Source organism: Rubrivivax soli, assembly GCF_049810355.1.
Classification (GTDB): domain Bacteria; phylum Pseudomonadota; class Gammaproteobacteria; order Burkholderiales; family Burkholderiaceae_C; genus Rubrivivax.
In genome coordinates this window covers 3673311-3688198 of sequence record NZ_CP187368.1, presented here as the reverse complement: position 1 = coordinate 3688198, position 14888 = coordinate 3673311, and the positions used below count along the sequence as shown (strand labels likewise).

The window sequence follows — 14888 nt, the reverse complement described above, 5'->3', positions numbered from 1 at the left end:
CGCGCCAGCCCACCGGCTGCGCGGGCGTTGTTCCGTTCAGGCCTGGTCGCGCAACGTGCGCTTCATCAGCTTGCCGTTGGCGTTGCGCGGCAGAAGCGTGGTCTGCAGCGTCCAGCGCTCGGGCAGCTTGTAGTCGGCCAGGCGCGCCGCGCACCAGCGGCGCAGCGTGTCTGGGTCGGTCTCGGCGCCGTCACGCAGGCTCACGAAGGCGTGCACGCGTTCGCCGAGCACCGGGCAGGCGTAGCCCACCACGGCCGATTCAGCGACGGCCGGGTGCTGTGCCAGCACCGCCTCGACCTCGCTGCAGAACACCTTGTAGCCGCCGCGGTTGATGACGTCCTTGATGCGGTCCAGCACCTGCAGGTAGCCCGCGGCATCGAGCCGGCCCACGTCACCCGAGTGCCACCAGCCGTCGCTGAGGGCCGCTGCCGTGGCCTCGGGGTTGTTCCAGTAGCCGCGCACGACCATCGGGCCGCGGATCCAGATCTCGCCGCTCTCGCCGGCGGGCAGCGGCTGCCCGGCCGCGTCGACGATGCACAGCTCGCCGCAGGGCACCGCGACACCGACCGAGTCCGGGTGCGCCGCCGTCTGGCCCATCGGCATGATGGTGGCCGGCGAGGCCGTCTCGGTGGCGCCGTAGGCGTTCATCAGCGTCAGCGCCGGCAGCCGTTCGGCCAGGGCGGCGATGGTCGCCGGCGCCATCGGCGCGCCACCGTAGCCGCCGATGCGCCAGTGCCGCAGGTCGAAGCGCGCGACGTCTTCCTGCAGCAGGCACAGCTGGTACATCGCCGGCACCATCAGCGTGTGCGTGGTGCGCTCGGCCTCGGCCAGGCGCAGGAAGTCGCCGGCCTTGAAGCCATCCAGCAGCACCAGCGTGCCGGCCGCATGCACCAGCGCCCACAGCTGCGCCACCAGGCCCGTCACGTGGCTCAGCGGCACCGCGACCAGGCTGCGGTCCTGGGCGGTGAGCGCCATGCACGCGGCGTAGTGCATCACCGAATGCACGATGTTCAGGTGCGACAGCATCGCGCCCTTGGGCCGGCCGGTGGTGCCCGAGGTGTAGAGGATGACCGCGGTGTCCTCTTCATCGACCACGGCCGCGGCAGGCGCCGGCCCCTGCACAGCACCGAGCGCCGACACCGGCACGTGCGCCAGCTCGGCCGGCAGATGGCCGACCAGCGTGTCTTCCACCAGCGCCAGCACGGCGCCGCAATGCCCGGCGACGTAGTCCACCTCGGGCGGCGCCGAGCGCACCGACAGCGGCACCGCCACCGCCCCCAGCCGCGCCAGTGCCAGGCTCGCCAGCACGAACGCGGCGCGGTTGCCCAGCAGCAGCAGCACGCGGTCGCCCGCCTGCAGCCCGCGCGCCTGCAGGCCACCGGCCAGCCGGGCCGCGTCGTCGACCAGTGCTTGCCAGCGCCAGCGCTGCGCGCCGTCCACCAGCGCTTCGCCGTCGGGCGCGCGCGCCAGGGCGCCGTCGACCAGCGCCTGCAGGCTGCCCGGCCGCGGCATGTAGCAACGCACCGTGCGGTCGCCGAAGTGCGGTTCGGAGCGGATCGAGACCACGGCCTTGCGCTCAGCCCGCCTCACGCGGCGTTCGCGCCGCGTTCGATGGTGTAGCTGCGCACGAAGAGGCCTGCACCGTGCTGCGCGTCGCTCTGCGAGATCAGCACCGCCAGCCGGCTGCCCTGCAGCGCATGGATGACCTCGGCCAGCCGCTGCGCCAGCGCCGGTGCCACGCCCTCGAAGGGTTCGTCCAGCAGCAGCAGCCGCGTGCCGGCCACCAGCGCACGCGCCAGCGCGACCAGCTTCTGCTGGCCGCCCGACAGCAGCAGCGCACGCCGGTCGCGCATCTGCTCCACCTCGGGCAGCAGCCGGTATGCCAGCGCCATGCGCTCGGCCCGGTCGAGCTGCGGGTTCACCCACAGCGGCAGCAGGATGTTCTCGTGCACCGTCAGCTGCGGCACCAGGCCGCGGTCTTCGGGCATGTAGCCGATGCCCAGGCCGGCGCGCGCGTGGCGCGGCAGCTGCGCGAGGTCGGCACCGCCGAAGCGCAGCGTGCCGCCGGCCGCGGGCAGGTGGCCCATCACGGCGCGCATGAAGCTCGTCTTGCCGGCGCCGTTGCGGCCGAGCAGGCTGACCATCTCGCCTTCGCCCACGTGCAGCGTCAGGTCGCGCAGCGCCGGCATGGCCTGGATGCTGGCCGCCAGGTGCGACACCTCCAGCAGCGCGCTCACCGCGTGTGCCCCGTCACGTGGCGCTGCACGTCGGCGTCGGCCAAGGCCTCGCGCGGTGTGCCGTCGGCGATGATGCGGCCGCTGTAGAAGGCGACCACCCGTTCGGAGAACTCGGCCACGATGTCCATGTCGTGCTCGATGAAGACCACCGTCGCGGCCTCGCCCTGCAGCGCGTCCATCACGCGCCGCATGGCCGGGAACTTCTCGTCGGCGCTGACGCCCGAGGTCGGCTCGTCCAGCAGCAGTAGCTTGGGCCGCCGCGCCAGCGCCATCGCGATGTCGACCAGCTTGCGCACGCCGCCGGCGAGTTCGAGCACCGGACGCTCGGCGTCTGCCTGCAGGCCGAAGCGCTGCATCAGCTCGTCGGCCCGCGCCTGCTGGCGTGCGCCGTCGAACGGCGCCCACAGCGACGGCCGGCCATCGGCCGCGGCCACCGCCACCAGCAGGTTCTCGCGCAGCGTCAGCTCCAGGCACAGCTGCGGGATCTGGAACGAGCGGCAGATGCCCAGCCCGGCGATGCGCTGGTGCGACAGCCGCGTGATGTCCTGCCCGTCCAGCGTGATCGTGCCGCTGTCGGGCTTCAGGTAGCCGGTGACCATGTTGACGAAGGTGGTCTTGCCGGCGCCGTTGCTGCCGATGACCGACAGCCGCTGGCCCTGCGGCACGTCGAGCGTCAGGTCCTCCGCCGCGACGACGGCGCCGAAGCGCTTGCCCAGCCCGCGGGCCGACAGCAATGCCGTCATGGTGCTGCCCCTGCAGACGGTGCGGCAGGCGGCGTCGGCACGGCCGCCGGCGGCGCGCGCCGCTTGCGCCAGCGGCCCACCCACAGCGAACCCAGCCCCGCGGGGCGGAACAGGATCACCAGCAGCAGGAACGAGCCCAGCACCAGCTGCCAGGTGTTGGGGAAGTACAGGTTGGAGAACGAACGCACGATCTCCAGCAGCAGCGAGGCCACGAACACCGCCGCCACGCTCTGGTAGCCGGCCAGCACCGCGACGAAGACGAACTCGCCCGAGGTCGTCCAGTTGGTGAAGTTGGGCTCGACGTGGCCCAGCGCCAGCGCCGTGAGCGCCCCACCCAGCCCGCCCAGCAGCCCGCTGAGCACGAAGCTGGTGGCCAGCGACGCCCGCGCCGAGGCGCCCAGGTATTCGACGCGCAGCGCATTGCCGCGCGTGGCCAGCGCCAGCAGCCCGGCGGCCGAGCGCCAGTACACCGCCACCGCCCAGCCGGCGAGCACGGTGCAGACCATCGTCAGCAGGAACAGCCACCACTCGGCGCCCTCGCCCGCCAGCTCGGCGCCGAACAGCGTGGGCCGCGGCACCGGGATGCCGTCGCTGCCGCCGAGCGCGCTCGACTTCGACAGCAGCCCGAACAGCACCATCGACAGCGCCAGCGTCAGCATCGCGAAGAAGATGCCGCGGTAGCGCGCCAGCAGCGGCGCGAAGACCAGCGCCGCCAGCCCCGCGGCCAGCGTGCCGACCACCGTGCGCAGCAGCGCGTCCTGCACGCCCAGCGCCTCGGGCAGCAGCGCCGCGGCGTAGGCGCCGATCGCGAAGAACATGCCCTGACCGAAGGTGGCGCCGCCGCCGCGCGTCAGCACCACGACGCCCAGCACGGCCAGGCCGTGGCTGAAGGCCAGCGTCACCAGGAACAGCAGCCACTTCGGCGCCAGCGAGCCGGCCGCGGCCAGCAGCAGCGCCGCGCCCGCGGCCACGAGCAGGGAGCGTTTCGCGTCCATCAGATCAACCGCGCCTTCACGCTCTGGAACAGACCCTCGGGCCGGAACACCAGCACCGCCGCCATCACGAGGTAGATGCTGAACAGCTCGATCTCCGGCATCAGGTGCACCGAGGCCGCACGCGCCAGTCCCACCACCAGCGCGCCGATCGCCGCGCCCGGGATGCTGCCGAGCCCGCCGATGATGACGACCGCGAAGCTGACCACGATGACGCTGACGCTCAGCCCGGGCTGCACCGAGATCATCGGCGACGTGAAGGCCCCGCCCAGCGCGGCCAGGAACACGCCGGCGGTGAAGGCGCCGGTGTAGACCCGCTGCACGTTGACGCCCATGCTGGCGCTCATCTCGGGGTTGTGGATGACGGCCAGCACCACCTTGCCCGTCACGGTGCGGTTCAGCACCCACCAGGTGGCCAGGCCGCAGACCACGGCCAGCCCGACCAGCAGCATGTCGTAGCCCGACAGCCGCATCGCGCCGAGCCGGAAGCTGCCGAACAGCTGCATCGGCTGCGACACGAAGTACGGGTTCACGCCCCACACCAGCTTCGTGATGTCCTCGAGCATCAGGAACAGCGCGTAGGTCACCAGCAGCAGCAGCACCTCGTCACGACCGTAGAAGCGCGCCAGCAGCGTGCGCTCGAGCAGCGGCCCGACCACCGCCGCCACCAGCGCCGCCGCCAGCAGCATCGCCACCAGCGAGAAGCCCGGCGCCAGCTGCAGCGACGCCACCAGCGCCACGCAGCTGGCCGCCGCGTAGGCGCCCAGCGCGTAGACGCTGCCGTGCGCGATGTTCAGGATCTTCAGCACGCCGAACACGAGCGTGAGCCCGAGCGAGACGATGAAGAGCCACGACGCGTACGTGATCGCGTCGACGACGATGGTGAAGGCCAGGCTCATGGGCGGCTGTGCAGGCGCATCAGCACTTGGCGCCCTGCATGCCGGCCTTGATCCAGTCCAGGCTCTTCACGCCGGCCGGCGGCATCGTGCACTCGGCCGGGAAGGTCTGGATGTCGACCGCGATCACGCGCTTGGCGGCCGCGTCGTACTTGGTGCGGCCGATGGCCGTGCCCTGGATCGCCTGCTGGCCGCCGCCCAGCGCCATGCGGATCTGCCCGCCCGGGCTGTCCCAGGTCGAGCCGCGCAGCGCGTCGGCGATCTGCTCGGTGCTGGGCTTCTTGCCGCCGTTGGCCGCCATCGCCTTCTCGACCGCCAGCTTCAGGCCCATCAGCGCCTGCGTGACGCGGTAGCTGGCCTGCACCGGCGGCACGCCGGTGGCCTGCTGGTACGCGCCCTGGAACCAGTCGTTCAGCGGGCTCCTGGCGCTGAGGATGCCGTAGGCGCCGCGCGCGCCGAGCACGGTGCCGTCGGGCACCTTGTTCAGCAGGCCGGGCAGCACGTGGTCGGCGGCCGACAGCACCAGCGTCGTGTCCTTCAGCGCGCCGCGCGCGTCGGCCTGCAGGATGAAGGCCTGCAGGTCACCGCCCCACATGCTGGAGTAGGTCAGGTCGGCCGGCCGGCTGGCGAGCGCCGAGACCTCGGTGCCGTACTGGCCGGCGCCGAACTTGGGCAGCAGGTCGGCGCCCGGCTTGGCGTTCGGGTACAGCACGCCCATCGCGGCCACGAAGTCGGCCTTCGAGTCCTGACCCCAGGCGTAGTCCTGGTTGATCATGTTGAAGCTGTCGGCCTTGATGTTGCGGCTCTTCAGGTAGCGCGTCAGCGAGATGTTGTCCATCGCCGCGTGCGACGCGGTGCGGAACACGTACTTCGGCGACGCGTCCTCGAAGATGCGCGGCGTGCCGCAGTCGAACAGCACCAGCAGTTTCTTCAGCTCTTCGGCCGCCGGCGCCACCGCCAGGCAGTCGCCGCTGCCGATGTAGCCGACGATGGCGTCGACGTTCTCGCGCTGGTACAGGTTGCGCATCTCCTGCACCTGCTTGGCGGCGCCGCCGGCCTCGTCGACCATCACCATCTCGATCTTCATGCCGCCGAAGCCGGTCTTGTTGTAGGGCGCCGGCGCCGCGCCCTTGTTGAACTGCTCGACCATCATCTTCGCGGCGTTGCCCGCGGGCACGCCGAAGCTCTCGGCCGCGGGGCCGGACAGGAACGTGACGACACCGAGCTTGAAGCTCTGCGCGGCCACGGGGCTGGCCAGGCACAGGGCGGCGGCAGCGGCCACGGCGGCAGCGCGCCAGGGGCGGGGCAGACGGAAAGAGGCGTGGGTCATGGGGTGTCTCCTGGGGGGCTCTTCTTGGCGGGCGCACGGCGGCGCCCGGGCGGTGAACGCTGGGGTTGCGGAGGCAACACGCCGTCGGCGAGCACGCCGCGCAGCAGCAGGTCGACGCAGGCGTCGGCGATCTGCTCGGGCGTCATGCCGCCGTCGGCGCGGTACCAGCGGCCGATCCAGCTCAGCGCACCGGCGAGCGTGAAGGCGGCCAGGCGCGCGTCGCACGGGCGCAGCGCGCCTTCGGCGATGCCTTGTTCGATGAGGCGGCGGAACTCGAGGTCGATCTCGCGCTTGAGCGCGCGCAGCTGCGCACGGCCGGGCGCGGGCAGCGGGTCTTCGCCGATGCGGATCACGCTCATGCCGAAGTCGGCGGTGACGATGCGCGCGTAGGTGCGCATGCCCGCCACCAGCTGGTCGAGCGCGCTGCCGCCGGCCGCGCGCGACGCGGCCACGCCCTCGCGCATCATCTGCAGCCCGGCGCGCACGCACTCGAACAGGATCTCGTCCTTGCTGCTGACGTAGCGGTACAGCGTGGGCTTGGTGACCTGCAGCGCTTCGGCCACCTGGTCCAGCGCGGTGGCGTGGAAGCCCTGCGCATTGAACAGCCGTGCCGCCGTGCGCAGCACCGCCTCGCGTTTGTCGGCGCGGCGCACGCCGCGCGCTTGGCCGCGGCTGTCGGTGCGGGCCCAGGGCGAAACGCGTTCGGCGATGTCGGCGTCCATGGCGCGGACCAGTCTAGGTTACCGGCCAGTAAACACAATGGGCCGCGGTTCGGGACTTTCCCGGGGCCGCGCCAGGCCCGTCCGACCACAATGCAGCCATGGCAAAGAGCAGCGGCAACGGCAGGAACGGCAAGAACGGCAAGCTCGGCAAGGGCGAGTACCTGGAGAAGCTCGCGCCGCTGCAGGTGGAGCTCAACGACGTCGCGCGCTGGCTGCAGCACACCGGCAAGCGCCTGGTGGTGGTGGTCGAAGGCCGCGACACCGCGGGCAAGGGCGGCGTCATCTCGGCCATCGGCGAGACGCTGAACCCGCGCCAGTGCCACGTCGTGGCGCTCGGCAAGCCGAGCGACCGCGAGCGCACGCAGTGGTACTTCCAGCGCTACGTGCCGCACCTGCCGGCGGCCGGCGAGATCGTGCTGTTCGACCGCAGCTGGTACAACCGCGCCGGTGTCGAGCGCGTGATGGGCTTCTGCAGCGAAGAGCAGACGCAGGCCTTCCTGCAGCAGGCGCCGGTGTTCGAGCGCCTGCTGGTGGACGACGGCATCCTGCTGTTCAAGTACTGGCTCACGGTCGACCAGGACAAGCAGGAAGAACGCTTCGCCGAGCGCCTGGCCGAACCCCTGAAGCGCTGGAAGCTCAGCCCCATCGACGTCGAGGCCCGCGCGCGCTACGCCGACTACGGCCGCGCCCGCGACACGATGCTCGCGGCCACGCACAACAAGCACGCGCCGTGGACGCTGGTGGACTTCAACGACCAGCGCCGCGGCCGGCTGGCGCTGATCCGCCACCTGCTCGACCACATTCCCGAGCACGCCGTGCCCGAGACGGCGATCGACTTCCCGCCGCTGGCGCACGCGCCGCTGAAGGAGAAGTTCCGCGGGCCGCTGAAGCCGATCTAGCGCTGCAGCAGCCGCACCACCATCAGCGCCAGCACGAAGGCCAGCGCGGCGTACACCACGGTCAGCAGCACGAAGCCGGGCAGAGTGGGCGCCGCGAACCACTCGCCACGGCTCCAGCCCAGGCGCTTGAGCAGCGGGTCCCACAGGCCCATCAGCAGCACCGCGGGCAGCACCAGCGCCGACAGCACCTGCTCCACCGCACGCGGCACGCCCCAGTTGAACAACTGGAACACGCCGGCCGTGGCGACGAAGTAGCCGGCCGTGGCCGCCGCCGCGATCCAGGGCGCCTGGCTCACGGCCGGGCCCCGACGCGGCGGCGCAGCGGCGTCACGGGTTGACCGGGCAACTCGGCGCCGTGCACACCCGCTTCTGCAGTTCGCGGTTGTCGCGCAGGTCGACGATGCCGTCGTTGTTGAGGTCGCGGCGGTCGCCCGGGCGCAGCGCGGTCACGTTGCGGAAGCCGCTGAGCAGCGTGTTGTCGGCACTGTTCACCGAGCCGTCGTTGTTCAGGTCGCCGGTGATGGTGGGCGCGAACTGCCAGCGGCTGTAGGCCGGCGTCGTGCCCAGCGTGCCGAGCCGGGTGGAGTTGCCTGCGCCCAGCACCAGCAGCGAGATGGCCTCGTAGGGGCCGTCCGCCGCCTGGTAGCCCGGCGTGGCCACGTTGACCGTGACGTTGCTGGTGCCCGCCGGCAGCGAACGCGAGGCGTTCACCAGGCCGAGGTCGGCGCCGCCCGCGCCGATCAGCTTGAACGAGATCTGGTAGCTGCCTGCGGTGGTGACGCGGATCGGCACCGACAGGTCCAGCGAGCCGATGAAGCCGCCCTTGAGCACCGGCGTCGTGACCAGCGGGCCGACCACTTCGATCGGCAGCGCGCACAGCCCCGCCAGCGTGGCATTGAAGGCACCGGCATCGCGGCGGCGGAACGCCAGGCTGCCGTCGGTGCCGCCGACGGACAGGATGTCCACGGTCTGCACCGTCCACGGGCCGTCCACCGCCAGCGTCTCCTTGATCGCGCGGGCGCTGAACACGGCCTGGAACGACGCCGGGCCCACACCCAGCGTCAGCGCGCGTCGCACATCGAGCGTGCGGCCGTTGCTGGCGCGCAGCCGCACCAGCGCCGCGTAGCTGCCGGCCTTCAGCACGTTGAGGTTCACGTTGACCTGCGCCGCGTTCAGGCAGCCGCCGGCGCCGAGCTGGTTCACCAGGGTGATGCCGGCGCTGTCGATGCTGGGGCTGTCCACACGCACGCGCTGGCTGGCGCTGCGCAGCACCGGGCCGGCAGGCGTCGGAATGGTGACCGTGCCTTCGATCTCGTAGGTGCCGGCCGCCGTGAACGTGTTGTCGATGCTGTAGACGCCGTCGCCGGCCAGGCCGTCGGGGCCGGTGCCGTTGTCGAAGGCGGGCACGGCCGGGCCGGCAGCGCCGCCCACCGGCGACACGCGCAGCGTGGGCGTGACACCGGCCACGGGCACGCCGTTGTCCAGCACCAGCAGGCCGACGGCCAGGTCCTCGCCCACCAGCAGCACGTCGCGTTCGATCGCGATGCCGACCTGGTAGCGCGACACCGCCATCACGGTGGCCAACGCCACCGTGGCCTGCGGCGCCGGCGGGAAGCTGAGCCGGATGCGCCAGGTGCCGTTCATCGGCGTCGTCATCTCCGGCGTCTCGAAGACGCCGCCGGGCAGCGGCTTGGGCAGCAGCCGTCCCGGGTTGAAGACCACGCGCGTGTCGCCGGGCACGTAGAGGAAGGCACCGGTCGGGTCGATGAGGCTGAACGTGGCGCCTTCCACCGGCACGATGGCGTCGAGCCGCAGCCGGCTGACGCCGCTGAGAGGGATCGGCAGGTCCACCGTGGTCATGCCGGGGCTGATGGTGGCGCTGACGGTCTGCGGCGTGTTCAGCGCCACCGGGGCCCGCTGGGCCTGGGCGACGCCGCCCAGCAGCAGGGCCGAGGTGGCCGCGGCGGCCCGAAGCAGGCCGGTCAGCAGCCCGGCCAGCAGGCGCCAGGCGGCGCGGAGGTTGTTCATGGCGTGCATGTGGGTGCTCCTGCGCGCGTCACTTGATGGGGATCGTGCGGGTCAGGATGGTCCCGACGTTCGCGCCGCTCTTCACGCTGCTGTGGTTGTTCAGCGAGTTGCCCGCAGGCGTGCCGTAGCCCGGGTTGGCCGAGCGCAGCGTGACGACGATGTCGTTGGGCTGCGGCGACGGCGCCACCGTGGTGGTGTAGGTCAGCACCGTGCGCGTGCCCCAGAAGCGACCGGGCACGGTGGTCAGCGTCATCGTGGCCGACTCGAAGTCGCGCAGCACGCGCCAGGCGCGGCGCAGTGCGTAGGCCACCGCGGCCGGCGCCAGCGGCGAGATCTCGGCAGCGCTGACGTCGTTGTCGCCGTCGCGGTCGGCGTTGGCGCCGAACGTGAAGGTGTTGCCGACGTTGCCACGCACGCCCGTCGACAGCGCCGCCGTGGCCGCGTAGGTGGTCAGGTCGGCCAGGCCCGGCAACTGCGGACCCTTGCCGAAGGTCCAGGTGCCCAGGTAGTCGGCGACGAAGCCGCGGGGGTCGGCCACGGCCGGCACGAGGTCGTCGTAGTCGGTCTTCTGGATGATGGACAGGTCGGCGGCGACGCTGCCCAGGTGCGGCGTCGACAGCGTCGACAGCGACATGATCTTGAACTCGGGCGCCAGCGACTGCAGGAACTGCGCATCCAGCCCGCCCTTGCTGTGGGCGATGATGTGCACGCGGTCGGCCTTCATCGGCCGCAGCCAGTCGGCGATCTGCGTGTTCAGCTCGGCCGCGTTGGTGGCCACCGCGCCGTTGCCGCTGTCGCCGGTGCCCAGCGAGAAGCGTTCGTAGAGCACGCCCACCCTGTCGAGTTCGGCGATCACACCGGGGGCGGAGTCGCCTTCCCAGGTGCTGCGGTCGGCCGAGATGCCGTGTGCCAGGATGTACGGCGGCGTGGCCTCGAACTCGGCCGCCACCCAGTCCACCGACATGCACCACAGCTCGCCGATGCCGACGTTGGCGGTGTCGATGTCGATGCGCAGTTCGTTGTCCTGCCCGAACTTCAGCTCTTCGATGGGCACGACGATGGAGTCGTCGGTCCAGGTGTTGTTGAAGCCGGCCAGATTCTTCTTGAAGCGGCCGTTGAAGCTGACGCGGTCGACCTCGGGGAAGTAGGTGCCGTCGGTGACGGCCTTGTCGTCGATGTCGTAGACCGGGAAGCGGATCACCGCCTGCGCCGACAGCACCTGGTTGCGCACCAGCGCCGCGGCGTCCTTCAGCGTGCCATCGGGGTTGATCTGCGCATCGGCCACGACCTTGGGGATCTTCAGCCGGATCACCAGCGGGCCGCCGCCGCGGAACGTGCAGCCGGTGTCCAGGCCCGCACCGCTGTTGATGACGTAGGTGCCGACCTTCTCTTCGGGCGGCGTGAACGGCGATGTGGTCTGCGCCTGCACGCTGCTGGCGGCCGCCAGCAGCGCCAGCGCCCAGGCGCCCGCGAACGTAACGTGTTGCATGTGCACTCCCTGTGGGCCCGCGGGGCGGGCCGTGGTCCTGGACGTCCGGCGGCCGGGGGCCTACTCGAAGACCGGCTTGGCGATCAGCACCGTGTCGCCGACGGCGCGGCCTTCGCCGCGCACGCGCTTGCCCACGTGCTGGGCCGTCAGCGGCGTGCCGGTGGTGGCCCAGCGCTCGCTGCCGTTGGCGGCCTTGATCTTCATGCGCTGGCCCTGCACCTGCACCACGGTGCCGGCCACCGGGGCCAGCTGCGGTGCCGTGCGCGCGGGCTCTGCGGCCAGCGCCGGGCCGGCCAGCGCCAGCGCGGCGGCACCGGCGCCGAGCGCCCGGCGCGCCGCGTGCCGGCGCGCGGCCAGCAAACCCAGCGTGCCCAGCACCAGCCAGGCGCTGCCGGGCTCGGGCACGCCGGTGCCGCCGCCGCTGCCGATGGCGACCGTGGCCACCGTGCTGCCGAAGGCCACGCCCAGCCGTGCCGCGTCGGAGTCGACGAACAGCAGCGCCGGGTCGCTGGTGTCCAGCGAGAACAGCGCCGAAGCCGTGGGCGCCAGGGCCTGGAAGCTGAGCGTGAGGAAGTCGAAGGCATCGGCCTGCTGCGCGTCGAGCTCGGCCGCGGAGTTGCCCGACAGGCCGAACGCCACGATGCTGCCCGCGCCGCCGTCGAACGCATCGCCGAGGAAGCCGAACGAGCCGGCCTCGGGCCAGTCGAGCTGGTTCTGCCCGCTGGCAGCGTCGTCGAAACTGAAGCCGAGCCAGCTGACGGCGCTGCTGTCGAAGGCCAGCGCGATGTCGAAGCCGCTGAGCGAGCTGCCGCTGGCCGCACCGAGGTCGGCGATGCCCAGCCGCACCGTGAAGACGTCTCCCACGGCCACCGCGCTGGCGCTCGATGTGAGCGACACCGTGGCCGCCTGCGCGGCGGGCACCATGCACGACGATGCAGCAGCCAGGGACACGACGAGCGCCGCCGCCTTTGCTTGGAACACACGCATGTGGGGTCTCCCGAACGATCGTTGCCGGCGGTTGCAGCACCTCTGCCGAGGTCACGTTCGCACACCGCTGTCACAGCCATGCTAGCGGCACGTTGCAGGCGAACACGTGAAATGGGCGTCCACCCGCCCCCCTAACCCACAGGGATGGTGCGAACACCCTTTCCGGCGTTATTCGCGCGCCGGAACGCGCGCCGCGCTCAGGCCAGCGCCTCGTCCAGCACTTCGACCCAGTGCCGCACCGGCGTGGTGGTGCCGCTCTGCAGGTGCTGGATGCAGCCGATGTTGGCGCTGACGATCACCTGCGCTTCCAGCGGCGCCAGGTGGCCGAGCTTGCGGTCGCGCAGCTGCGTCGACAGCTCGGGCTGCAGCACGCTGTAGGTGCCCGCGCTGCCGCAGCACAGGTGGCTTTCGCTGGCAGCCAGCCGCACCTCGAACCCGAGCGCACCCAGGTGCGTCTCGACGCCGCCGCGCAGCTGCTGGCCGTGCTGCAGCGTGCACGGCGGGTGGAAGGCGAGCTGCCTGCTGCGCGGGCCGCGCAGCTTGCCCTGCAGCCGCGGCACCAGGTCCGGCAGCAGCTCGGACAGGTCGCGCGTGAGCGCGCTGACGCGCCGGGCCTTGTCGGCATAGGCCGGGTCGTGCGCGAGCGCGTGGCCGTAGTCCTTCACGGTGACGCCGCAGCCCGAGGCGTTCATCACGATGGCCTCGACGCGGCCGTCGCTGGTCAGGCCCTCGATCAGCGGCCACCAGGCGTCGATGTTGCGGCGCATGTCGGCCAGGCCGCCGGCCGTGTCGTTCAGGTGCGTGCGCAGCGCGCCGCAGCAGCCGGCGCCGTCGGCCACCAGGGTCTGGATGCCGGCGGCGTCGAGCACGCGCGCGGTGGCGCTGTTGATGTTGGGCATCATCGCCGGCTGCACGCAGCCCAGCAGCATCAGCACCTTGCGCGGGTGCGTGCGCTGCGGCCACAGCGCCGCGCGCGGGCCGGCGGCCGCGGGCACCTTCTTCTGCAGCACCGCCGGCAGCAGCGGGCGCGCCAGCCGGCCCAGCGCCATTGCCGGGCCGAACAGCGGCGAGGTCAGGCCCTCCTTCAGCAGCCAGCGCACGGCGCGCTCGCCGCGCGGGCGCTCGACGCGGTCTTCGACGATCTGCCGGCCGATGTCGACCAGGTGCCCGTACTGCACGCCGCTCGGGCAGGTGGTCTCGCAGTTGCGGCAGGTCAGGCAGCGGTCCAGGTGCTGCTGCGTGCTGCGCGTGACCGGGGCGCCCTCGAGCACCTGCTTCATCAGGTAGATGCGGCCGCGCGGGCCGTCGAGCTCGTCGCCCAGCAGCTGGTAGGTGGGGCACGTGGCGGTGCAAAAGCCACAGTGCACGCACTTGCGCAGGATGGCCTCGGCGGCCTCGCCTTCGCGGGTGCCCTTGAATTCCGGGGACAGGTGGGTTTGCATGGGCAGGGGTCTACAGAAGCTTCAGAAGGGGCGACACCAGCGGCATCAGCAGGGCCGCCAGCACCACCTGCAGGCCCAGCGCCAAGGCGGCGTAGGCACCGGCGTCGGGGTGGACCTGCAGCGCGCGGGCGGCGCCGACGCCGTGCGACGCGGTGCCGAGCGCGAAGCCGCGCACCTCGGGGCTGGCGACGCGCAGGCCGTCGAACAGGTACTTCGCGCTGATGGCGCCGACCAGGCCGGTGAGCACCGCGAACACCGCCGCCAGCGCCGGGATGCCGCCCAGTTGCGCGGCGATGCCCATGGCCACAGGCGCCGTCACCGACTTCGGTGCCAGCGACGCCAGCACGTCGCCCGGCAGGCCGAGCATCCAGCCGATGCCCACCGCGCTGGCCGCCGCCACGCCGCCGCCGGCCAGCGCCGCAGCCAGCAGCGGCAGCGCGCGCCGGCGCAGTTCGGCGCGGCGCTGCCACAGCGGCCAGGCCAGCGCCACCACCGCCGGACCGAGCAGGAAGTGGATGAACTGCGCGCCCGAGAAGTACGTGGGGTACGGCGTGCCGGTGGTGCCGAGCAGGGCCGCCAGCAGCAGCACCGTCCACAGCACCGGGTTGGCCCAGGGTGCCTGGCCCAGCCACTGGTAGACGGCCTGCGCCGCCACGTAGGCCGCCAGCGTGGCGGTCAGCCCGAACAGCGGCGTCGCCGACAGGTAGACCCAGAGCTCGACGAAGTTCTGCATGTGCCGGCCCGCTGTGCCTGCCCTGCCGCCTCAGCCCGGCTCGGCCGCCGGCGCCGGCGGCAGCAGCGCACGCAGCACCAGCGCCGCCACCGCCATGCCGACCCAGGTGGACAGCACGATGGCCGCCAGCATGCGGCCGCCGAACTGGCCCACCAGCGCCAGGTGCGTGACCACGCCGACACCCACCGGCACGAACAGCAGCGACAGGTGCTGCAGCAGCGGCTCGGCCACCGCCGCCACCGGCGCACGCACCGGCGCCCACTGCAGCAGCACCAGCAGCAGCAGCAGGCCCAGCACCGGGCCGGGCAGCGGCAGCTGCAGCCCGCGCGACAGCACCTCGCCGGCCGACTGGCACAGCAGCAACACGGTCAGGCCCCGCAGCGCGTCCAT

The 14888-nt window shown here is 72.2% G+C and carries 15 protein-coding genes; 1 reads left to right on the top strand and 14 read right to left on the bottom strand.

Features of this window, described 5'->3' with window-relative positions:
- Nucleotides 1-36: 36 nt before the first annotated feature.
- Genes ACPOLB_RS16825 through ACPOLB_RS16795 form a run of 7 tightly spaced genes read right to left on the bottom strand, consistent with a single transcriptional unit; the run spans nt 37 to nt 6920 of the window.
- The gene (locus ACPOLB_RS16825) at nt 37-1590 is read right to left on the bottom strand and encodes a class I adenylate-forming enzyme family protein (RefSeq protein ID WP_425257172.1); all 1554 of its coding nucleotides are present in this window, start codon (nt 1588-1590) and stop codon (nt 37-39) included.
- Nucleotides 1587-2237, bottom strand: a complete 651-nt coding sequence (locus ACPOLB_RS16820) for an ABC transporter ATP-binding protein (RefSeq protein WP_425257171.1) — start codon at nt 2235-2237, stop codon at nt 1587-1589. The genes ACPOLB_RS16825 and ACPOLB_RS16820 overlap by 4 nt, the downstream gene beginning before the upstream one ends.
- Nucleotides 2234-2980: an ABC transporter ATP-binding protein gene (locus ACPOLB_RS16815; protein WP_425257170.1), complete on the bottom strand. Its 747-nt coding sequence runs from the start codon at nt 2978-2980 to the stop codon at nt 2234-2236. Before ACPOLB_RS16815 ends, ACPOLB_RS16820 begins: the two co-directional genes overlap by 4 nt.
- On the bottom strand, nt 2977-3975 hold the full coding sequence (locus ACPOLB_RS16810) for a branched-chain amino acid ABC transporter permease (RefSeq protein WP_425257169.1): 999 nt from the start codon (nt 3973-3975) through the stop codon (nt 2977-2979). Before ACPOLB_RS16810 ends, ACPOLB_RS16815 begins: the two co-directional genes overlap by 4 nt.
- Nucleotides 3975-4871 carry a branched-chain amino acid ABC transporter permease gene (locus ACPOLB_RS16805; protein WP_425257168.1) on the bottom strand — a complete coding sequence of 299 codons (897 nt, stop codon included), beginning with the start codon at nt 4869-4871 and terminating at the stop codon, nt 3975-3977. Before ACPOLB_RS16805 ends, ACPOLB_RS16810 begins: the two co-directional genes overlap by 1 nt.
- Nucleotides 4872-4890: 19 nt before the next feature.
- Complete coding sequence (locus ACPOLB_RS16800) at nt 4891-6198, bottom strand: ABC transporter substrate-binding protein (RefSeq protein ID WP_425257167.1); 1308 nt, start codon at nt 6196-6198, stop codon at nt 4891-4893.
- Nucleotides 6195-6920, bottom strand: a complete 726-nt coding sequence (locus ACPOLB_RS16795) for a TetR/AcrR family transcriptional regulator (protein WP_425257166.1) — start codon at nt 6918-6920, stop codon at nt 6195-6197. Before ACPOLB_RS16795 ends, ACPOLB_RS16800 begins: the two co-directional genes overlap by 4 nt.
- A 98-nt stretch (nt 6921-7018) precedes the next feature.
- Between ACPOLB_RS16795 and ppk2 the strand changes: the two genes are divergently transcribed.
- Complete coding sequence (gene ppk2 / locus ACPOLB_RS16790; protein WP_425257165.1) at nt 7019-7819, top strand: polyphosphate kinase 2; 801 nt, start codon at nt 7019-7021, stop codon at nt 7817-7819.
- On the opposite strand, the gene ACPOLB_RS16785 is transcribed toward ppk2, so the two are convergent.
- From ACPOLB_RS16785 to ACPOLB_RS16755, 7 genes are all read right to left on the bottom strand, one after another.
- Nucleotides 7816-8115, bottom strand: a complete 300-nt coding sequence (locus tag ACPOLB_RS16785) for a hypothetical protein (protein WP_425257164.1) — start codon at nt 8113-8115, stop codon at nt 7816-7818. The two genes, ppk2 and ACPOLB_RS16785, sit on opposite strands and share 4 nt — an antisense overlap.
- Nucleotides 8116-8146: 31 nt before the next feature.
- A complete protein-coding gene (locus tag ACPOLB_RS16780; RefSeq protein WP_425257163.1) occupies nt 8147-9847 on the bottom strand; it encodes a choice-of-anchor X domain-containing protein in 1701 nt (566 codons plus the stop codon).
- Between the two features lie 28 nt (nt 9848-9875).
- Nucleotides 9876-11336 carry an esterase/lipase family protein gene (locus ACPOLB_RS16775; RefSeq protein ID WP_425257162.1) on the bottom strand — a complete coding sequence of 487 codons (1461 nt, stop codon included), beginning with the start codon at nt 11334-11336 and terminating at the stop codon, nt 9876-9878.
- Nucleotides 11337-11396: 60 nt separating this feature from the next.
- Entirely contained in the window at nt 11397-12323 is a 927-nt protein-coding gene (locus ACPOLB_RS16770) for a hypothetical protein (RefSeq protein WP_425257161.1), read from the bottom strand.
- A 197-nt stretch (nt 12324-12520) separates the two neighbouring features.
- A complete protein-coding gene (gene glcF / locus ACPOLB_RS16765) occupies nt 12521-13765 on the bottom strand; it encodes a glycolate oxidase subunit GlcF (protein ID WP_425257160.1) in 1245 nt (414 codons plus the stop codon).
- A 10-nt stretch (nt 13766-13775) separates the two neighbouring features.
- Nucleotides 13776-14498, bottom strand: a complete 723-nt coding sequence (locus ACPOLB_RS16760; protein ID WP_425257159.1) for an LrgB family protein — start codon at nt 14496-14498, stop codon at nt 13776-13778.
- A 30-nt stretch (nt 14499-14528) separates the two neighbouring features.
- On the bottom strand, nt 14529-14888 hold the full coding sequence (locus ACPOLB_RS16755; protein ID WP_425257158.1) for a CidA/LrgA family protein: 360 nt from the start codon (nt 14886-14888) through the stop codon (nt 14529-14531).